At 64.6% G+C, this 18,810-nt stretch carries 16 protein-coding genes; 7 read left to right on the top strand and 9 right to left on the bottom strand.

Annotated elements, in window-relative coordinates:
• Positions 1-63: 63 nt before the first annotated feature.
• Positions 64-684 carry a TetR/AcrR family transcriptional regulator gene (locus ACQ4N9_RS00805; protein WP_258704565.1) on the top strand — a complete coding sequence of 207 codons (621 nt, stop codon included), beginning with the start codon at positions 64-66 and terminating at the stop codon, positions 682-684.
• Positions 685-705: 21 nt separating this feature from the next.
• On the opposite strand, the gene ACQ4N9_RS00800 is transcribed toward ACQ4N9_RS00805, so the two are convergent.
• Positions 706-1,590 carry an alpha/beta fold hydrolase gene (locus ACQ4N9_RS00800; protein ID WP_390970697.1) on the bottom strand — a complete coding sequence of 295 codons (885 nt, stop codon included), beginning with the start codon at positions 1,588-1,590 and terminating at the stop codon, positions 706-708.
• Entirely contained in the window at positions 1,587-2,672 is a 1,086-nt protein-coding gene (locus tag ACQ4N9_RS00795; protein ID WP_390970699.1) for a sugar phosphate isomerase/epimerase family protein, read from the bottom strand. Before ACQ4N9_RS00795 ends, ACQ4N9_RS00800 begins: the two co-directional genes overlap by 4 nt.
• Positions 2,673-2,781: 109 nt before the next feature.
• On the opposite strand from ACQ4N9_RS00795, the gene ACQ4N9_RS00790 reads away from it, so the two are divergent.
• On the top strand, positions 2,782-3,366 hold the full coding sequence (locus tag ACQ4N9_RS00790) for a TetR/AcrR family transcriptional regulator (RefSeq protein WP_390970700.1): 585 nt from the start codon (positions 2,782-2,784) through the stop codon (positions 3,364-3,366).
• A gap of 614 nt (positions 3,367-3,980) precedes the next feature.
• Here the strand turns inward: ACQ4N9_RS00790 and preA are convergent.
• The 3 genes from preA to hydA all read right to left on the bottom strand — a co-directional run bounded on the left by preA (position 3,981) and on the right by hydA (position 8,269).
• Positions 3,981-5,255 (bottom strand): NAD-dependent dihydropyrimidine dehydrogenase subunit PreA, encoded by a 1,275-nt coding sequence (preA, locus tag ACQ4N9_RS00785; protein WP_390970702.1) that lies wholly within the window; start codon positions 5,253-5,255, stop codon positions 3,981-3,983.
• The gene (locus ACQ4N9_RS00780) at positions 5,256-6,623 is read right to left on the bottom strand and encodes an NAD(P)-dependent oxidoreductase (RefSeq protein WP_390970705.1); all 1,368 of its coding nucleotides are present in this window, start codon (positions 6,621-6,623) and stop codon (positions 5,256-5,258) included. It lies immediately after the preceding gene.
• Between the two features lie 206 nt (positions 6,624-6,829).
• Positions 6,830-8,269, bottom strand: a complete 1,440-nt coding sequence (gene hydA / locus ACQ4N9_RS00775; RefSeq protein WP_390970707.1) for a dihydropyrimidinase — start codon at positions 8,267-8,269, stop codon at positions 6,830-6,832.
• A 604-nt stretch (positions 8,270-8,873) separates the two neighbouring features.
• Between hydA and ACQ4N9_RS00770 the strand changes: the two genes are divergently transcribed.
• From ACQ4N9_RS00770 to ACQ4N9_RS00760, 3 genes are all read left to right on the top strand, one after another.
• Entirely contained in the window at positions 8,874-10,364 is a 1,491-nt protein-coding gene (locus tag ACQ4N9_RS00770) for an NCS1 family nucleobase:cation symporter-1 (protein ID WP_125464521.1), read from the top strand.
• Between the two features lie 61 nt (positions 10,365-10,425).
• Positions 10,426-11,712 (top strand): Zn-dependent hydrolase, encoded by a 1,287-nt coding sequence (locus ACQ4N9_RS00765; RefSeq protein WP_390970709.1) that lies wholly within the window; start codon positions 10,426-10,428, stop codon positions 11,710-11,712.
• A 1,122-nt stretch (positions 11,713-12,834) separates the two neighbouring features.
• Positions 12,835-13,209, top strand: coding sequence for a DUF2784 domain-containing protein (locus ACQ4N9_RS00760; protein ID WP_390967618.1), 375 nt, complete (start codon positions 12,835-12,837; stop codon positions 13,207-13,209).
• Here the strand turns inward: ACQ4N9_RS00760 and tam are convergent.
• Entirely contained in the window at positions 13,186-13,962 is a 777-nt protein-coding gene (tam, locus tag ACQ4N9_RS00755; RefSeq protein ID WP_390967617.1) for a trans-aconitate 2-methyltransferase, read from the bottom strand. The two genes, ACQ4N9_RS00760 and tam, sit on opposite strands and share 24 nt — an antisense overlap.
• A gap of 106 nt (positions 13,963-14,068) precedes the next feature.
• On the opposite strand from tam, the gene ACQ4N9_RS00750 reads away from it, so the two are divergent.
• Complete coding sequence (locus ACQ4N9_RS00750; RefSeq protein ID WP_323828997.1) at positions 14,069-14,518, top strand: FecR domain-containing protein; 450 nt, start codon at positions 14,069-14,071, stop codon at positions 14,516-14,518.
• A 55-nt stretch (positions 14,519-14,573) separates the two neighbouring features.
• On the opposite strand, the gene ACQ4N9_RS00745 is transcribed toward ACQ4N9_RS00750, so the two are convergent.
• Positions 14,574-15,983, bottom strand: coding sequence for an amino acid permease (locus tag ACQ4N9_RS00745; RefSeq protein WP_125464526.1), 1,410 nt, complete (start codon positions 15,981-15,983; stop codon positions 14,574-14,576).
• A gap of 439 nt (positions 15,984-16,422) precedes the next feature.
• Here ACQ4N9_RS00745 and ACQ4N9_RS00740 point away from each other — a divergent pair, with 439 nt between their 5' ends.
• Positions 16,423-17,847: a PLP-dependent aminotransferase family protein gene (locus tag ACQ4N9_RS00740; protein WP_110996152.1), complete on the top strand. Its 1,425-nt coding sequence runs from the start codon at positions 16,423-16,425 to the stop codon at positions 17,845-17,847.
• 226 nt (positions 17,848-18,073) lie between these two features.
• Here ACQ4N9_RS00740 and ACQ4N9_RS00735 read toward each other — a convergent pair whose 3' ends face one another.
• Both ACQ4N9_RS00735 and ACQ4N9_RS00730 read right to left on the bottom strand, forming a co-directional pair.
• Positions 18,074-18,343 (bottom strand): DUF3077 domain-containing protein, encoded by a 270-nt coding sequence (locus ACQ4N9_RS00735; protein ID WP_125464527.1) that lies wholly within the window; start codon positions 18,341-18,343, stop codon positions 18,074-18,076.
• Between the two features lie 64 nt (positions 18,344-18,407).
• The gene (locus ACQ4N9_RS00730; protein ID WP_390967616.1) at positions 18,408-18,650 is read right to left on the bottom strand and encodes a hypothetical protein; all 243 of its coding nucleotides are present in this window, start codon (positions 18,648-18,650) and stop codon (positions 18,408-18,410) included.
• Positions 18,651-18,810 lie beyond the last annotated feature (160 nt).

Raw genomic sequence — 18,810 nt, 5'->3', positions numbered from 1 at the left:
GCCTTCACCACACGCCTTGCAAAGCTGTTAGCCTTGCCCTGTTCAGGTCACCACGGACAGCCCATGGCCAACCACAAGATCGAGATCCGTCGGCGCAACATCGACAAGATCCTCCAGGCCGCCGAGCAGGTGTTCGCCGCCAAAGGCTACGGCGCCACCTCGATGGGCGACATCGCCGAGCAGGCGCAGCTGCCGCGCTCCAACCTGCACTACTACTTCAGCACCAAGGACGAGCTGTACCGCGCGGTACTGCAGGACCTGCTGGATGTGTGGAAGCAGGACGCGCTGTGTTTCGAGCGCTTCGACGACCCACGCGTGGTGCTGACCAGCTACATCCGCGCCAAGATGGGCCATTCGCGCTCACGGCCGCTGGGCTCGAAGCTCTGGGCCGAAGAAATCCTGCACGGCGCGCCGGTGCTCGGCCCGACCCTGGACGACACCCTGGTGCCCTGGGCGCAGCTCAAGCAAGCCAAGATCCGTGGCTGGGTGGAAGATCGACGGATCCTGCCGGTGGAGCCTTCGGCGCTGCTGTACATGATCTGGGCGGCGACCCAGCATTATGCGGATTTCGGTTACCAGGTGACGCTGCTCAACCGCGGCGAACCGCTGTCCGACCTGGCCTTCGAAAGCGCGGTACAGACGGTGACCAGCGTCATCCTGCGCGGTATCGGGCTGGAGCCCTGAGCACCGCAACAGGGGCCTTGCTCAGCGACTGGCCGCCGGGCCTTGCAGGAATGCCAGCAGGTGTTCGTTGAACAAGTCTGGCGCCTCCTCCATCACGAAATGCCCGCAGCCTGGCAGGATCACGCCATGCACCGTCTGCGCATGCCCCTGCAGGGTCTGCAACGGCGCATCGCCAGTGGCGTGCTCGGCGCCGATCGCCAACACCGGCATGCGCAACGGGCGGGCAGCACGCTCGCGGTTCTGCCGGATGGTTTCAGGAATCGCCCGGTAGTAGGCAAACCCACCGCGCATGCCTCCAGGTGACGAATAGGCGCGAATATAGACATCGGATGCCACGGCATGGCGCTGGATGGCCCAGCGATCGAACATGAAATTCAAGTAACCCTCCTCACGCCCGGCAATCAGGAACTCCGGCAGGTCGCGGACCTGGTTGAACAGGAAGTGCCAGAGGAAGATGTTCTCCTGCGGATCGACGAAGATCGGCGGCGCCGCCGCCAACCCTGGTATCACCGCCTCGGCCACCGCCAGCGAGCGTACCGCCTGCGGCTGATCGCTGGCCAGGGCGTACGCCACCCACATGCCCACATCATGACCGACCAGGTGATAGCGCTCATGCCCCAACTGCGCCATGAGCGCATGCAACAGGCGGGCGACGTTGCCTGTGTCGTAGCCCTGCTCGGGCCGGTCCGAGTCACCCAGGCCGGGCGGGTCGACGGCAATGGCCTTGAAGCCTTGCGCGGCCAGCGCAGGCAGCACATGGCGCCAGGCATACCAGGTCTGCGGCCAGCCAGGCACCAGCAGCACGGGCTCGCCCTCCCCGGCCACGGCGCAATGGATGCGCAGCCCCTCCACCTGCACATAGACATGGGCGAACGCGTCGTCCCGGGTTGCGCTGACTGCATTCATGCCCGTGCTCCCGCTGCGTTGCCAGCCGCTGCAAGCCCCAACATGCGCTGGATCTGCCCAGGGTCGAGCGGTGCACCGGCAAAGTCGTCGAAGACCTGCCCGGTGACCTGGATGATGTGTCGGTCGATGAACTCGACGCCCTCCCGGGCCCCGACCTCCTGGTCCTTGAGGCAGCACTCCCACTCAAGGGTGGCCCAGCCATCGAAGTCGTACTGCGCCAGCTTGGAAAAGATCGCCTTGAAGTCGACCTGCCCATCGCCCAGCGAGCGGAAGCGACCGGCGCGCTCGGCCCAGTCGCTGTAGCCGCCATACACGCCCTGCCGGCCGCTCGGATTGAACTCGGCATCCTTGACGTGGAACATGCGGATGAACGGGTGGTACAGGTCCAGATAGGCCAGGTAGTCGAGCTGCTGGAGCACGAAATGGCTGGGGTCGAAAAGGATACGGCAGCGCTCGTGCTCGCCCACCAGGGCATGGAAGCGCTCGAAGCTGGTGCCGTCGTGCAGGTCCTCGGCCGGGTGGATCTCGAAGCACAGGTTCACGCCCTGCTCGTCGCAGACGTCGAGAATCGGCCGCCAGCGCCGCGCCAGCTCTTCGAAGGCAGCCTCCACCAGGCCTTGCGGGCGCTGCGGGAAAGGGAACAGATAAGGCCAGGCCAAGGCACCGGAAAACGTACCCATGTCGCCCAGGCCCAGATTGCGGCTGGCGCGCGCTGCCAGCTTCATCCGTTCGATGGCCCAGTCGGTGCGGGCCGCCGGTCGCCCCGCCAGCGAAGCAGGCGCGAACGCGTCGCACAGGGGGTCATAGGCCGGGTGTACCGCGACCAGCTGGCCGAACATATGCGTGGTCAGCTCGCTGATCTGCAGGCCGTGCTCGGCCAGCTGCCCCTTGATCTCGTCGCAGTACTCCGTGCTCTGCGCGGCCAGGGCCACATCGAACAGGCGAGCATCCCAGGCCGGGACCTGCAGGGCCTTGAAACCCAACTGCGCGGCCCAACCGGCGATGCTGTCCAACGAATCGAACGGCGGGGTGCCACTGCTGAACTGCGCCAGGTGCAGGCTTGGGCCTTTGAGGGTCTTCATCGATTCCATCCTATTGTTTGTTGATCGACAAACAATAGGCGCGAACGACGCTGCCCGTCAATCGCGAATTGGCTAGAATGCCCGTTTGGCGCATTCGGACAGACAGGCTATGGCAGGACGACCTCGGGAATTCGACAAGCAACAGGCACTGCGCAAGGCGCTGCGGCTGTTCTGGGAGCACGGTTACGAAGGCACCTCGATGGCGGCGCTGGTCGCCGGGCTGGGTATCGCCTCGGCGCGGATCTACGCGGCCTTCGGCAGCAAGCAGCAACTGTTCGAAGAGGCCGTGGCGCTGTACGAATCGGCCGAAGGCGGTTTTGCCGACCGTGCCCTGGCCCTGCCGGACATTCACCAGGCGCTGGAGCAGATGCTCGAGGATGCCATCGCTACCTATACCCGTGCCGACGAGCCCAAGGGATGCCTGGTGGTAAGCGCGGCCAGCGGCGTTGCACCGGACAACGTCGCGGTGCAGCAGTGGTTGGCGGATCACCGTCGCCAGCGCAGCGAATCGATCATTGCCCGGCTAAGCCTTGCCCGTGAGCAGGGCCAGTTACCGGCCGACACCGATGTCCAGGCCCTGGGGCATTTCTACGCCACATTTCTCCATGGCATCTCGGTGCAGGCACGTGATGGCGTACCCGCGGCGGCCCTGCGCAGTGCCTGCCACAGCGCCTTGGCATTGCTGTCGCGATAGGCCTGCTTCGAGCAGTGACACCCAGCGCCTGCCTTGGGATCGTATGTGGGCCAACAGGTGCAGGGCGATAGAGGTGCAGCGCTCTCAAGATCGAGCGCCGCCCGCGCGGCGCATCGCGGGACAAGCCCGCTCCCACATCTGTTTCGGGCCAATGAGTCCTGTGAAAGTACCGCTGCCCGCCTTGGTGCATGTCTTGAGTCATGTGATGCAGCGTTAGCGACCACGCCAAAACCGCGTCGTACCAACAAGGCGGACCAGGTGATGGCACAGGAAAGACTGGCCCGAAACAAATGTGGGAGCTGGCTTGCCAGCGATGCGCCGCGCGGGCGGCGCTCGATCTCATAGGCGCTGCAAAAACACCGGCAGGCACCTGGTGGCCATTACCCAATCCTGATCACCCAGGCCCAGCGGTGTGACGCCCAAGGGCCTGTCTTGGAATCGCATGTGGACTACCAGGCGCAGGGCGATAGAGGTGAAGCGCTCTCAAGACCGAGCGCCGCCCGCGCGGCGCATCGCTGGCAAGCCAGCTCCCACATCTGTTTCGGGCCAATTATGCCTGTGAGGGTACCGCTGCCAGCCTTGGTGCATGGCGTCAGACATGTGAAAGCCCCGGTTCAACCCACCTCACGGTAGGGATTGCGCGGATCCTGGGTCCAGTTCATGTACGGTTTGCCGGTGTCCTGCGCCTGCATGTCGATGCAGCTTTCCACCGGGCAGGTGATCTGGCACAGGTTGCAGCCCACGCACTCTTCCTCGATCACGCTGTAGGCATGGGTGCCGTCGGCCTTGAGCGTGCTGGCGATGGCCTGGTGCGAGGTATCTTCGCAGGCGATGTGGCAGCGCCCGCAGCCGATGCAGGCGGCCTGGTCGATATGCGCCACCGACTTGTAGTTGATGTCCAGGTACTTCCAGTCAGTGGTATGCCCCACCGCCTGGCCACGGAAAGCGTCCAGGTTGCGGTGGCCATGCTGGTCCATCCAGCGCGCCAGGCCGTCCTGCATGTCCTCGACGATGCGAAAACCATGCAGCATCGCCGCCGTGCACACCTGTACCGCGCCACTGCCCAGGGCCATGAATTCAGCAGCATCGCGCCAGTTGCCGATGCCGCCGATACCGCAGATCGGCAGGCCCCGGGTCTCGGGGTCGCGGGCGATCTCGGCGACCATGTTCAGGGCGATCGGTTTGACCGCCGAACCGCAATAGCCACCGTGAGTACTCTGATCGCCAACGATCGGGTGGGCCACCATGCGGTCGAGGTCGACGCTGGTGATCGAGTTGATGGTGTTGATCAGCGACACCGCGTCCGCCCCGCCACGGTGGGCCGCCCGCGCCGCCTGGCGAATGTCGGTGATGTTGGGAGTGAGCTTGACGATCACCGGCAGCGAGCAATGGAGCTTGCACCAACGGGTGACCTGCTCGACGTACTCGGGCACCTGGCCGACCGCAGCGCCCATGCCGCGTTCGGGCATGCCGTGGGGGCAGCCGAAGTTGAGCTCGATGCCGTCAGCGCCGGTGGCCTCCACCAGCGGCAGGATGAATTTCCAGGATTCCTCGACGCACGGCACCATCAGCGACACCACCAGCGCCCGGTCGGGCCAGTCCTTCTTCACCTGGGTGATTTCACGCAGGTTGATCTCCAGCGAACGGTCGGTGATCAGCTCGATGTTGTTGATGCCCTGCACCACGCGGTTGGCGCCGTAGTGCGCCGAGTAGCGCGACGACACGTTGACCGCTGCCGGGTCCTCGCCCAAGGTCTTCCACACCACCCCGCCCCAGCCCGCCTCGAAGGCGCGGACCACGTTGTAGGCCTTGTCGGTGGGTGGCGCCGAGGCCAGCCAGAAGGGGTTGGGCGCCTTGATGCCGGCGAACACGATGGACAAGTCGGCCATTTATGCAGCCTCCACGTTGAGCATGAGTTGGGCATGGATGGCTTCGGCGGCCAGCTTGCCATGCTGCACGGCCTGGACGGTGAGGTCCTGACCCAGGGCGGTGCAGTCGCCGCCGGCATAGATGCCCGGCAGGCTGGTCTGCAGGTGCCCATCGACGCGTATGCGCTCGCCGTCGCGGGCCAATTGCGCGGCCAACGGGTCGCTGAGGCTGGCGTCGTCGAAACGTTGGCCGATGGCCTTGAAGATCGCGTCGGCGGCCAGCTCGAAGGTCTCGCCGGTGTCGCCGAGTCGGCCATCGACCAGCTGCGTCTGCGCGAAGCGCATGCCGCGCACCCGGCCTGAGTCATCCAGCAGCACGGCATCCGGCCGTGCCCAGGTGTGCAGGCGCACCTGATTGTGCTTGGCGATTTCCTGTTCATGGCCGGTGGCGCTCATGTCGGCCTCGCCCCGGCGGTACACCAGGTTGACGTCGCGCGCGCCCAGGCGGCTCATCTGCACCGCCATGTCGATGGCGGTGTTGCCGGCGCCGATCACCAGGCAGCGGTCGGCCAACGGCAGTTGGCTGAGGTTGTCGGTCTGGCGCAGTTCGCGGATGTAATCGGTGGCGGCCAGCAGGCCGGGGGCTTCTTCATCCGCCAGGCCCAGCTGACGCACGGCATCCAGCCCCAGGCCGAGGAACACGGCATGGTACTGGCCGTGCAGCTCGGTCAACGACAGGTTGCTGCCCAGCCGTTGGCCGTGGCGGATCTCGATGCCACCGATGCCCAGCAGAAACTCCACTTCGCGCTGGGCGTAGTCGTCCACCAGCTTGTAGCGGGCGATGCCGTATTCGTTGAGGCCGCCGGCTTTCTCTCGCGCTTCGAAGATCACCACGTCGTGGCCGTGCATGGCCAGGCGATGGGCGCAGGACAGCCCGGCAGGGCCGGCACCCACCACGGCGATGCGTTTGCCGGTGGCCGGCGCGCGCTGGAACGGGTGAGCGGTGAAGTGCGCGTTGTCCAGGGCGTAGCGCTGTAACTGGCCGATCAGCACCGGCGCACATTCCTGGGCGTTGTTGCGCACACAGGCCTGCTGGCAGAGGATCTCGGTGGGGCACACCCGGGCGCAACTGCCGCCGAGGATGTTGGCCGAAAGGATACGCTCAGCAGCGCCTTGCAGGTTCTCGTCACTGATGCGGTGGATGAACGAGGGGATGTCGATTTCGCTGGGGCAGGCGTTGACGCACGGCGCGTCGTAGCAGTACAGGCAGCGTGCGCTTTCGACGGCGGCCTGGCGGGCGGTGAGCGGGGGCGCAAGGTCGCTGAAGGCCTCGGCCAGCTGGTCGGCGCCGGCCCGGGGGCGCGGCAAGTGGTTCAGGGCGTCGATCACGGTTGTAGCCTCTCTCGTTTTTATTGGAGGCGGCAGTGGTCAGGGGCCGCTTCCGTTTTGGGGGTGGCAGTCAACAGGGGTATCTGGGTTGTTATCGGGGGGGGCCTTGCGCCCCTATCGCCGGCAAGCCGGCTCCCAAAGGGTCTGCGGTCCGTCTGTGGGAGCCGGCTTGCCGGCGATAGGGCTGCGCAGCAGCCCCAACTACTTCAACGCTGAACCGGCGTTGGCTTCTGCCGCTCGGCGCGCCGCTCCAGCACTTCGAATACCGACGGGTACGCCGGGCGTTCCACATAGCGCCCTGCCCCCGGTTCGGCGCGCAGGTCGCCGTCGGCCCACAGCACATTGCCCTGGCTGATGGTGTGGCTGGGGATGCCGCGCACGGTGCGGCCTTCGAAGATGTTGAAGTCGACGCGCTGGTGGTGGGTCTGGGCGCTGATGGTGCGCGTGCCCTGCGGGTCCCACAGCACCAGGTCGGCGTCGGCGCCGACGCGGATGGCGCCCTTGCGCGGGAACAGGTTGAAGATCTTCGCGGTGTTGGTGGAGGTCAACGCGACGAACTCGTGCATCGACAAGCGCCCGCTGTTGACCCCGGCATCCCACAGCACCGCCATGCGGTCCTCGATGCCTGCCGTGCCATTGGGGATACGGCTGAAGTCGTCGCGGCCCATGGCCTTCTGCTCGGCGCAGAAGCAGCAGTGGTCGGTGGCGGTGGTGTGCAGGTTGCCTGACTGCAGGCCCCCCCACAGTGCGTCCTGGTGCTCGCGCGGGCGGAACGGCGGGCTCATCACGTAGCCGGCGGCGGTGGCCCAGTCCGGGTCGCGGTAAACGCTGTCGTCCAGCAGCAGGTGGCCGGGCAGCACCTCGCCGTACACCGGCTGGCCCTTGGCCCGGGCATAGGTGATCTCGTCGAGCGCCTCGCGGCTGGACACGTGCACCAGGTACAGCGGCGTGCCGAGGGTTTCGGCAATGCGGATGGCGCGGCTGGCGGCCTCCCCTTCAACCTGCGAGGGGCGCGACAGCGGGTGCGCCTCGGGCCCGGTCAGCCCTTGTGCCAGCAGCTTGCGCTGCAGGTGATAGACCAGCTCGCCGTTTTCGGCATGCACGGTGGGTACCGCGCCCAGTTGCAGGCAGCGCTCGAAGCTGGCCACCAGGGTGTCGTCGGCGGCCATGATCGCGTTCTTGTAGGCCATGAAGTGCTTGAAGCTGTTGACCCCATGCTGGCTCACCAGCTCACCCATTTCTTCGGCGACCTGCTCGCTCCACCAGGTGATGGCGACGTGGAAGCCGTAGTCGGACGCACTCTTCTGCGCCCAGCCACGCCAGGTGTGGAAGGCTTCGAGCAGCGACTGCTGCGGGTTGGGGATGACGAAATCGATGATCGAGGTGGTGCCGCCGGCCAGGCCCGCGGCGGTGCCGCTGAAAAAGTCCTCGCTGGCCACGGTGCCCATGAACGGCAATTGCATATGGGTGTGCGGGTCGATGCCGCCGGGCATCAGGTACTGACCGCTGCCGTCGAGCACCTGGCAATCGGTGGGTGCTTCGAGGTTTTCACCGATGGCGCGGATCACGCCGTCGGCACACAACACATCGGCGCGGTAGCTTTCTTCATGGGTAACCACGGTGGCGCCACGGATCAACAGGGACATGCCGTCTTCCTCGCAGGCTGACCGGTCTTGCTGGCCGGTTCTTGGAATTTTCATGGGCCAGTGCCTGCGGGTTTCGGTCAATCCTGTCAGGCCTGACAAGAATCGAGGCTAGTTGCGGTTCTGACATTCATCAAGAAAAAATATATGCAAATACTCAAAATTTTATCTTATTGATTTATATGAATTAATTGCACGAATCACCAAAACGGAACAGCCCTTCACCATTTTGACGCACTTGACAGGATGCAAATTTGGTCAAGATTTTCTACGCAAATTCAGCTGTTTAAAAACGGCTGGGCAGGCGCAGGCAGCGCAGCGGATATGCCGGGCCGCACCGCTTTGAATCACGGTGTGTTGGCCGGTGTCGGCGTCAAAGTTATTCGCACGTTCCAGGCGCAATCAGGAATGCTTTTGCAAGTCAGTAAGTTACCTGCGGTCAGCAGCGATCACCGGGAACGGCCAAGGCCAACCCGGCACGGTTGTTGTAACCCCGGCCACAACCGCCATGGCCGGACCGCAGGTGCAGTACTGGTGGTGTGTGTACTCCGGCCATCGCATTAGCCCGATGAGCAAACAACAAGAAAAAACCCCTGGAGAAGGCCCCATGCAACAAAGCAGATCACAAGTGGTCGAGCAGCATGGCCTGTTCGAACTCGACGCTGGCAGCGACGTGCTCGACAGCCCCCGTTACAACCACGACATCGCCCCCACCAAAGTGCATCAACGCACCTGGAACAAGTGGCACATCACCGCGCTGTGGGTGGGCATGTCCATCTGCGTGCCCACCTACACCCTCGGCGGCGTGCTCACCGCCTACTTTGGCCTGAGTGTGGGCGAGGCGCTGCTGGCGATCCTGTTGGCCAACCTGATCGTGCTGATCCCGCTCACCCTCAACGCCTTCCCCGGCACCAAGTACGGCATCCCCTTCCCGGTGCTGCTGCGCTCGTCGTTCGGCATCTTCGGCTCCAACGTGCCCTGCCTGATCCGCGCAGTGGTGGCCTGTGGCTGGTTCGGTATCCAGACAATGTTCGGTGGGCTGGCCATCCACCTGTTTCTCGGCTCGCTGTTCCCCGAGTGGAAGGCGCTGGGCGGCACCGGCGAAGTGATCGGCTTCATGCTGTTCTGGGCGCTGAACCTGTGGGTGGTGCTGCGTGGCGCCGAGTCGATCAAATGGCTGGAAACCCTGTCGGCGCCGCTGCTGGTGGCGGTGGGCATCGGCCTGCTGTTGTGGGCGATGCCGCACATGTCCATGACCGAGTTGCTGGCACAACCGCCCAAACGCCCCGAAGGCGCCAGCGTGGTCAGCTATTTTTGCGCCGGGCTCACCGCCATGGTCGGCTTCTGGGCCACCCTGTCGCTGAACATCCCCGACTTCAGCCGCTACGCGAAAAGCCAGAAGGACCAGATACTCGGGCAGATCTTCGGCCTGCCGCTGACCATGTTCCTGTTCGCCTCGCTGGGGGTGATCATGACCGCGGCCTCGGCCTCGCTGGTGGGCCAGACGGTGTCCGACCCGGTCAGCCTGATCGGCCATATCCAGAGCCCGGGCTGGGTGGCGCTGGCCATGGCGCTGATCATCATCGCCACGCTGTCGACCAACACGGCGGCCAACATCGTCTCGCCCACCAACGACTTCCAGAACATCGCCCCACGCCTGATCGGGCGCAGCCGCGCGGTGTGGCTGACCGGCTTCATCGGCTTGGCGCTGATGGGCCACGAGCTGCTCAAGAAGCTCGGCTGGATCGTCTCCGACCTGAGCCTTGAGAGCGTGTATTCCAACTGGCTGCTGGGCTACTCCAGCCTGCTCGGGCCGATCGCCGGGATCATGGTGGTGGATTACTTCCTGGTGCGGCGCCAACAACTGGACCTGGCCGGGCTGTACCGCGACGACGTGTACCCGGCGTGGAACTGGGCCGGTTTCGCCGCCTTCGGCGTGCCGGTGGCGCTGACCGTGATGGCTATCGGCAACAGCAGTTTCAGCTGGTTCTACGATTACGGCTGGTTCACCGGTTCGTTGCTGGGTGGCGGGCTCTACTACGCCCTGGGCGGCGTGGCGGTGCGCGGGCCGGCGCGGCTGGCCAAGCCGTTGCCCTGAACGCACCGCTCCCTGCGATGGGACCGCAACAGCCCGACAAAAAAAGCCTGAGGAGACACCCATGACTACCCTCGCCAAGGAAGTCCTGCAATCAAGCAAGCACCACATCGACAGCGCACGCCTGTGGCAATCGCTGATGGACCTCGCCCGCCTCGGCGCCACCCAGAAAGGCGGTGTGTGCCGCCTGGCGCTGACCGACCTCGACCGCCAGGCCCGCGACCTGTTCGTGCAATGGTGCGAAGCCGCGGGATGCACGGTGACGGTCGACGGGGTCGGCAATATCTTCGCCCGTCGCCCGGGGCGCAACCCCAAACTGCCACCGGTGATGACCGGCAGCCATATCGACACGCAACCCACCGGCGGCAAGTTCGACGGTTGCTTCGGGGTGATGGCTGGGCTTGAGGTGATCCGCACCCTCAACGACCTGGGCGTGGAGACCGAAGCGCCGCTGGAGGTGGTGGTGTGGACCAACGAGGAAGGCTCGCGCTTCGCCCCGTGCATGATGGGCTCGGGGGTGTTCGCCGGTAAGTTCACCCTGGAAGAGACCCTGGCCAAGCGCGATGCCCAGGGCGTCAGCGTTGGCGAGGCGCTGAACGCCATCGGCTATGCCGGCCCGCGCGCGGTGCTCGGGCACCCGGTGGGGGCATATTTTGAAGCGCATATCGAGCAGGGGCCGATCCTCGAGGACCAGGCCAAGACCATCGGCGTGGTGCTCGGCGCGCTCGGGCAGAAGTGGTTCGACCTGACCTTGCGCGGCGTCGAGGCCCACGCCGGCCCCACCCCGATGCACCTGCGCAAGGACGCCCTGGTCGGCGCCGTCGCGGTGGTCGAGGCGGTCAACCGCACCGCCCTCGCCCACCAGCCCCATGCCTGTGGCACGGTCGGCTGCCTGCAGGCCTACCCGGGGTCGCGCAACGTGATCCCCGGTGAAGTGCGCATGACCCTGGACTTCCGTCACCTGGAGGGCGAGCAGTTGGACGCGATGATCGCCGAGGTGGGCGGGGTGATCGAGGCGACCACGGCGAAGCATGGGCTGAGCTATGAGCTGACGCCGACTGCCGACTTCCCGGCCCTGTATTTCGACCCTGTCTGTGTTGATGCCGTGCGTCATTCGGCGGCGGCGCTGGGGTTGGCGCACATGGATATTGTCAGTGGGGCCGGGCATGACGCGATTTTCCTTGCGGAGCTGGGGCCGGCGGGGATGATCTTCGTGCCGTGTGAGGGGGGGATCAGCCATAACGAGATCGAGAATGCTACGCCTGGGGATTTGGCGGCGGGGTGTGCGGTGTTGTTGCGGGCGATGCTGGCAGCTTCGGAGGCGATTGCGGGGGGGCGGTTGGCGGCTTGAGGGCTTCGGCTTCGGCTTCGGCTTCGGCTTCGGCTTCGGCTTCGGCTTTCAAAGTGTTGGTTTTGATAGATGTATGCGCATTCAGCGGCGATGGCGACTTTTAGTCACCTTTCCGCCCTTACGGCGGCCTACTTTGGTCTTGGCCAAAGTAGGCAAAGCCGCCTGCTCCCATCATACGGCCCCTACGCTGCGCTTCGGGGTCCCCTCGCTCCGGTGCCTTCCGGGCCCGCGCGGCCTACGACTTGCTGCGCAAGTCTACATCTCGCGCCTTCGGCTTACGCCGAAGGGTGCTGCGCACCAGGGCCCTACAGTCACCTCCACTCGGCCTCCTGAAGTCGCAATTTGTGTTGCCTGGACTATTGCGCGCTTAGAAGCAAAAGCAAAAACAGATCAAGAGCAGATCAAGAGCAGATCAAGAGCAGATCAAGAGCAGATCAAGAGCAGATCAAGAGCAGATCAAGAGCAGATCAAGAGCAGTAATGCGGCTATCTAGATTTGGCTGTTGTTTATGTGTTGTTTATTCGGGCCCTATCGCCGGCAAGCCGGCTCCCACAGGTACAGCACAAGTTTGCAAGTTCGCACTAACCTGTGGGAGCTGGCTTGCCAGCGATTGCAATCCTGAGTTCCCAGCCAATCCAACTAGCGACAGCTAACGCCAGCCCAGGCGCCGCCCCTAACTTCGCGACTTCAGGAGGCTGAGCGTAGGCGTCTGGAGGGCCCTGGTGCGCAGCACCCTTCGGCGTTAGCCGAAGGCGCGAGATGTAGACTTGCGTAGCAAGTCGGAGGCCGCGCGGGCCCGGAGGACGCCGGAGCGAAGGGACCCGGAGCGCAGCGGAGGGCCGTATGAATGGAGCGAGCGGTTTTTGGTTACTTTTTTCCAAGAAAAAAAGTAACCCGCCGTAAGGGCGGAAAGGTGACTACGCGTCGACATCACAAATGAATGCACATACAACTATCAAAACCAACACAACAGAATATCCAGCCAAAAACCAAGAAACTAAGAGGCTAAGAGGCTAAGAGGCTAAGAAACTAGCAACTTAAACCGCACCCACCTTAAAAACAGCACCCTCCCAGACACACATCTGATTTATGCTGAACCCCCTCCCCCCGAGCCCCCACCCCATGATCTACCGCCTGGCCGCCGACACCCTGGTCCTGCTCCATTTGACCTTCATCCTCCTGGTCCTGCTCGGCGGCCTGCTGGTGCTCTGGCGCCGCAAAGCCCTGATCCTCCACCTCCCCGCCCTCGCCTGGGGCCTGGCCGTGGAGGGCCTGCACCTGCAGTGCCCACTGACCGACTGGGAAAACCACCTGCGCGCCGCCGCCGGCAGCGCCGGCTACCAAGGCGGTTTCGTCGAACATTACATCTGGCCCCTGATCTACCCCGCCGGGCTCACCCCACAGATCCAGCTTTGGCTAGGCACCGTCGTGTTGCTGCTCAACCTCGGCATCTACGGCTACGTGCTCTGGCGCCTAACGCGTCGCCACCACGAATAACCGCGGGAACGGCAGCAGCACCTTGCCGTCAGTGGCCGGCGGGTAATCGCGCTGCATCGCCTGCAGGTACAGCTGCAGGAAATCCGCCTGCTCCCCTTCGTCCAATCGCGCCAGATAAGGCCGTAGCGCCGACCCCTTGAACCACTCCACCACCGCCTCGGCACCACCGGGCAGCGGGTGATGATAGGTGGTGCGCCACACATCCACCCGCGCGCACAGCGGGCTGAGCAGGTCGTAGTAGAACGCCGCACTGTGCCGCGGCGGCAAACTGAAGTCGGCGAACTTGTCGGCCCACGGCCCCTGGCTGGCAATGTCGCGCAACTGCCGGTGCGCGGGTTCGTCGAGGTTATCCGGGGTCTGCACCGCCAGGCTGCCGCCCTCGCTGAGCTGGCGAACCAGGTGCGGGTACAGGCTGGCGTGATCGGGCACCCACTGCAGCGAGGCGTTGGCGAGGATCAGGTCCTGGGGCTCGGGGGCCGCCCAGCCGCCGATATCGGCGATCTCGCAGCGCACCCGCGGGATGCTCAGGCGCGGCCGCTGCCTGGCCTTGTCGACCATGTCGGGGTCGCTGTCCAGCGCGGTCACCTGCGCATCGGGGTGGCGCTGCAACAGCACTTCGGTGGAGTTGCCCGGGCCGCAGCCCAGGTCGGTGGCATGGCGCACCGGGCGTGGCGGCACGGCGGCGAGCAAGTCGCGCACGGCGCGGGTACGTTCGGCTTCGAACAGCGAGTACTGGGTGGCGGACCAGGCCATTGTGTGGCTCCTTGCGTGGCGGATGTGTGCAGCATAAGCCATTCGCCCAGTGGAGCGCCGGAACCGAATGACTATGCTGCAAGTCTGTCCCTGCATGCGCACATCGATGAAAACCACCCTGCCCCTGATCTTGCTCGCACTGGTCGCCGCCTCCGCCCTGCTTGGTTCGCCGTGGATGAGCCAAGGCTTCGACCTGGCCGACCTGCGCACCACCGCCAGCCAGCAACTGACCCGCCACCTGGAGGACGGCAGCCTGCTGGTGCTGCAGCCCGACAGCGCGGTGGACGTGGAATACGACACCCAGCAACGGCGCCTGACACTGCTGCAAGGCGGGCTCTACGTCGAGGTGGCCGATGACGACCCGCGGCCCTTCCTGCTGGTCACCGAGCACGGCACCCTGGCCACCCGGGACGGGCAATTGGCGCTGGTGCGCAAGGGCGGGCAATCCGACGTCGAACTGCAAGCCGGCAGCGCCGAGCTCGACAGCGGCGGGCAGCATGTGCGCCTTGGCCCCAACCAGGCGCTGCGCTTCGACCAGGCAGGCCCGGTGCACTGAACGAAAACGGCCGGACCCCGCAAAGGGCCCGGCCGTCTTGTGCAACGCTCGGCGCTTACGCGCGCTTGGCGCTACGGATCTGGTGCACCACGCCCATGGCCACCACCACGGCGGCAGCGATGCCGGTGGAGATCACCAGGATCTGGTAGTCAGGCATGAAGGCCATGGTTACCAGAGCGGCGATGATGAAGGCGATGACCAGGTAGGTCAGCCAAGGGAACAGCCACATCTTCAGGCGCACTTCCTTGCCTTCGGCAATCAGCTTGCGGCGCATGCGCAGCTGCGAGAAGGCGATCACCAGGTACACCAGCAAGGCGATCATGCCGGTGGTGTTCATCAGGGTTTCCAGCACGTCTTTCGGGCGCAGGGTGTCGCTGAAGTTGATCAGTGCGCAGAACACCGCCACCAGGCACGAACCGATGATCGCGTTCACCGGTACGCCGGTGCCGGTGCGGGTGAACTTGAACAGGCGCGGCGCGTCGCCACGCTGGGCCAGGGAGAACAGCATGCGCGAAGCGGTGTAGTGGCCGGAGATCAGGCAGCTGCTCACCGAGGTCAGCACCACGAAGTTCATCAGCAGTTCAGCGTACGGCACACCCAGCAGCTCCAGGGTACGACGGTAAGCGCCATAGCCGGAGACGCCAAGCTGCGGATCGTTCCACGGCACCAGGCAGACGATCAGGAAGATCGAGCCAACGTAGAACAGGCACACGCGCCACACCACCGAGTTGGTGGCCTTGACGATCTGGGTGGCCGGATCCTTCGCTTCGGAGGCGGCGATGGTGACGATCTCGGCGCCCAGGAAGGCGAACATCACCCCCAGCAACGCTCCGATCACCGTGGTGATGCCGTTGGGCATGAAGCCTTCGGCGGTCAGGTGGCTGATGCCACGCACTTCACCGAACTGCCAGACGTTCATCACCGCCGCGGTGCACACCACCAGGAAGCAGACGATCGCCACCACCTTGATCAGCGCGAACCAGAACTCGAACTCGCCGTAGTGCTTGACGTTGAAGAAGTTGACGGTGATCAGCAGCAAGGTCGTGGCCAGCACGAACACGTTGACGCTCACGTCGGGGAAGAAGCCGTGCAGGATCTTGCCCGCCACGTAGGCTTCCCAGGCCATCAGGATCACCCAGTACCACCAGTACAGCCAGCCGATGGTGAAGCCGGCCCAGCGGCCGATGGCACGGTCGGCATAGGTGGAGAACGAGCCGGTGTCAGGCGAGGAAGTCGCCATTTCACCGAGCATGCGCATGATCAGCACCACCAGGATGCCGCCGGCAAGGTAGGCCAGGACGGCTGCCGGGCCGGCGCTGTGGATGACACTGCCGGAACCGACGAACAGTGCGCCGCCGATCACCCCGGCGATGGACATCATCGTCAGGTGGCGCGACTTGAGCGAGGCACTGAGCTTGCTCTCGTGCCCGTCGTTCGCGGTGGTGGATGTGGATGTTGCGTCCATCAGTTATTTACCCCGTGCTTCTTTTTATCCAAGGAAAAACTGTGAAACCCCGATGGTTATCGGTCTCACCTGTACATCAGTGCAAATGCGGGCAGGGAGGTGTGCGCGAGCACACGCAGGCCATCCGTGGCGGCCTGCTTACGCGGCCAGAGGTTGCCCTCTGAACGAACTGAACCATGCTGGGTCCGAACCAAAGGCGGCCGGCCAGGCAGAAAGAAGGTGCGAGGCGAACCCCGACGGTAAAGCAGCGAATTTATGATTATTCATGACGCTGGTTCGTGCTGTGTTGGCGATTTCTGACACGTAATGTAAAAATGTCGAACACTTTGAGCCATGCACAGCGGTGCGAAATCTGTACTGCACTGTACAGGCCGCCGATGCAATACACCCCGAATTCCCGGCCGGCGCTTGGCGTTACGCACCCCCGAAGGCACCCCGAATGCTCCAGCTACACCCGGACTCTTCCACCCCGCTGGTCAATCAGATCATCGACGGGCTGCGCGCGCTGATCGACAGCCAGGCGCTCAAGCCGGGGGCGAAGGTGCCGTCCATCCGTGCCTTTGCCGCTACCTACTCGGTGAGCACCTTCACCGTGGTCGAGGCCTACGACCGCCTGGTGGCCCAGGGCCTGTTGGTGAGCAAGGGCAATGCGGGCTTCTTCGTCAATCGTGCGGCGAACGAGCTGGTGGATAAAGCCAACATCGAAACGGACAGCACCCGTCCGACGTTCAATTCCGAGTGGTACCTGCAGCAGATCTTCGAGACCCGCCAACTGCCCTTCAAGCCCGGCTGCGGCTGGCTGCCCAACGACTGGATGTACGAGGAAGGCCTGCGCCGCGGCATGCGCCAGGTGGCCGGCAGTCCGCTGGAACTGTCCGGTTACGGCGACCCGATGGGCCTGCCGGAGCTGCGCGCCTTGACCGCGCAGAACCTGCAGCAGGAACTGTCGATCGTCGCCAATCCGGCGCAACTGATGCTCACCCACGGCGCCAGCCAGGCCCTGGACCTTGCCGTGCGCACCCTGGTGCGCCCCGGCGACGTGGTGCTGGTGGACGACCCCGGCTACCCCAACCTGATGAGCATCCTGCGCACCCAGGGCGCAACGCTGGTGGGCGTGCCCCGCACCCCGGCCGGCTATGACCTCGACCACCTTGAGCGGCTGCTGGCGCACCACCAGCCCACCGCCTTCTTCACCCAGCCGCACCTGCACAGCCCGACCTGCTCGCGCACCCCGCTGGCCCAGTTGCACCGCCTGCTGCAACTGGCCAGCCGCCACGGCTTCCGCCTTGTGGAAAACAACCTGTACGCCGACATGATCACCGACCCGCTGCCCTGCCTGGCCAGCCTCGACCACCTGCAGCAGGTGGTGTACGTCGGTAGTTATTCGAAGAGCATCTCGCCCAACGTGCGCGTCGGCTACCTGCTGGCCAACCCCGAACTGATGCAGCAGTTGCTGCATTTGAAGATGCGTTCGGGGCTGACCACCTCCCAGGTGATGGAGCGCGTGGTGTACGCCGCGATCATCGACGGCCGCTGGCGCAAGCACCTCAAGCGCCTGCGCCAGCGCCTGGCCGAAGCGCACCAGGAGGTGGGCCGGCACCTGCATCGGCTAGGGTTCGAGCTGTTCATCGAGTCGGACGAAGGGATGTATATCTGGACCCGCCATCCGGCGATCCCGGACAGCGCGGCGTTGCTGGATGATGCCTTGGAGAAAGGCATCATGCTCGGCCCTGGGCAATTGTTCATGGTCGATGCCAAGGCCACTGGGTGGATGCGTTTCAATGTGGCGTTCAGCACCGACCCGGCGATGTGGGAGTTGCTGGAGAAGGTGTTGGTCAAGCATGTGCGCCGAGGCGGGGTTTGAACCCGCCTCGCTTTCATCGCCGGTAGCGCTTCTGCCGCCCCACCAGACGCAAGCCATGCACCAAGGCTGGCAACCATGGCCTCACAGGTTCGGCACGTTGCAACAGATGTGGGAGCGGGTTTACCCGCGAAGCGCCGCGCGGGCGGCGCTCGATCTTATAGGCGCTGCAAAGATTCCGGCGAACACCTTGCCGGCGATGGGCCGCTCAGCGGCCCCTATTACCGAATCAATGCGCCAAACCCAGCTCGGCGTCATCGAGCAACGCCTTGGCCATGGCGCTCAGGTAATACGCCGCCCAGACCATGCGCGGGTCTTCCTCCATGACCCCGAGCAGGGTCAGGTGGCGCACGCAGTCCAGCAGTTCAGAGGCCTGTTCGCGGGCGTGATCGCAGGGTATGCCCGGTTCGATGCGAAACAGCGGCTGGGGGCTGTCTTGCCCCTGGCAGAAGCGGGTCTTACCGGCGGTGGTGGGAGGTGTTGGGTTGTCCGTGGTCATACCGTAATCCTCGAAGTCATTGCGTTGGGTGTGGCGGCCCGTTCGCTGGCGAACGGGCTCGGCCTCAATGCAAGGGCTGCGGCAGCGCCGCCCGTTGCACCTGCGCCAGTGCCGATTCCAGCAGCGAGCACAGCGTTTCCATCTCGTGCACGGCGGCCAGCATCAGCATCGAGCCGGGGGACTTGGTACAGAGCAGGATGGATTGATGGGCGACGGCCAGGGCGCAGTGCAGGTGTTCGCTGATCTGGACCAGGGTGTCTTCGAGGAAGGCGTGGGGATGGGGTGGGTCGGGGACAATTTTAAGCATTGATCTACTCCTTGGGTCGGGCTACCACCAACCTGCTGTCAAACAGGTGGTGACAGCTGTACGTAGGTTGACAGACCGGCGGAGTTGATCAGTAACCGGCGCACGCGAGCGTGCCCTACGCACAGCCGCCGTTGAAGGACTAGCCATGCGATCACCCCGT

It is taken from the genome of Pseudomonas sp. ES1, assembly GCF_050586605.1.
GTDB classification, from domain to species: Bacteria; Pseudomonadota; Gammaproteobacteria; order Pseudomonadales; family Pseudomonadaceae; genus Aquipseudomonas; species Aquipseudomonas sichuanensis.
The sequence above is the reverse complement of the archived record's forward strand: the minus strand, read 5'-3'. Positions and strand labels throughout refer to the sequence as shown.

What these genes read in the sequence shown, in the direction of transcription:
- ACQ4N9_RS00790 (WP_390970700.1), top strand. Translation starts at nt 2,782, where the DNA reads ATGGCAGGACGACCTCGGGAATTCGACAAGCAACAGGCACTGCGCAAG.
- ACQ4N9_RS00740 (WP_110996152.1), top strand. Translation starts at nt 16,423, where the DNA reads ATGCTCCAGCTACACCCGGACTCTTCCACCCCGCTGGTCAATCAGATC.
- ACQ4N9_RS00750 (WP_323828997.1), top strand. Translation starts at nt 14,069, where the DNA reads ATGAAAACCACCCTGCCCCTGATCTTGCTCGCACTGGTCGCCGCCTCC.
- ACQ4N9_RS00730 (WP_390967616.1), bottom strand. Translation starts at nt 18,650, where the DNA reads ATGCTTAAAATTGTCCCCGACCCACCCCATCCCCACGCCTTCCTCGAA.
- ACQ4N9_RS00765 (WP_390970709.1), top strand. Translation starts at nt 10,426, where the DNA reads ATGACTACCCTCGCCAAGGAAGTCCTGCAATCAAGCAAGCACCACATC.
- ACQ4N9_RS00770 (WP_125464521.1), top strand. Translation starts at nt 8,874, where the DNA reads ATGCAACAAAGCAGATCACAAGTGGTCGAGCAGCATGGCCTGTTCGAA.
- ACQ4N9_RS00760 (WP_390967618.1), top strand. Translation starts at nt 12,835, where the DNA reads ATGATCTACCGCCTGGCCGCCGACACCCTGGTCCTGCTCCATTTGACC.
- ACQ4N9_RS00795 (WP_390970699.1), bottom strand. Translation starts at nt 2,672, where the DNA reads ATGAAGACCCTCAAAGGCCCAAGCCTGCACCTGGCGCAGTTCAGCAGT.
- tam (WP_390967617.1), bottom strand. Translation starts at nt 13,962, where the DNA reads ATGGCCTGGTCCGCCACCCAGTACTCGCTGTTCGAAGCCGAACGTACC.
- preA (WP_390970702.1), bottom strand. Translation starts at nt 5,255, where the DNA reads ATGGCCGACTTGTCCATCGTGTTCGCCGGCATCAAGGCGCCCAACCCC.
- ACQ4N9_RS00745 (WP_125464526.1), bottom strand. Translation starts at nt 15,983, where the DNA reads ATGGACGCAACATCCACATCCACCACCGCGAACGACGGGCACGAGAGC.
- ACQ4N9_RS00805 (WP_258704565.1), top strand. Translation starts at nt 64, where the DNA reads ATGGCCAACCACAAGATCGAGATCCGTCGGCGCAACATCGACAAGATC.
- hydA (WP_390970707.1), bottom strand. Translation starts at nt 8,269, where the DNA reads ATGTCCCTGTTGATCCGTGGCGCCACCGTGGTTACCCATGAAGAAAGC.
- ACQ4N9_RS00735 (WP_125464527.1), bottom strand. Translation starts at nt 18,343, where the DNA reads ATGACCACGGACAACCCAACACCTCCCACCACCGCCGGTAAGACCCGC.
- ACQ4N9_RS00800 (WP_390970697.1), bottom strand. Translation starts at nt 1,590, where the DNA reads ATGAATGCAGTCAGCGCAACCCGGGACGACGCGTTCGCCCATGTCTAT.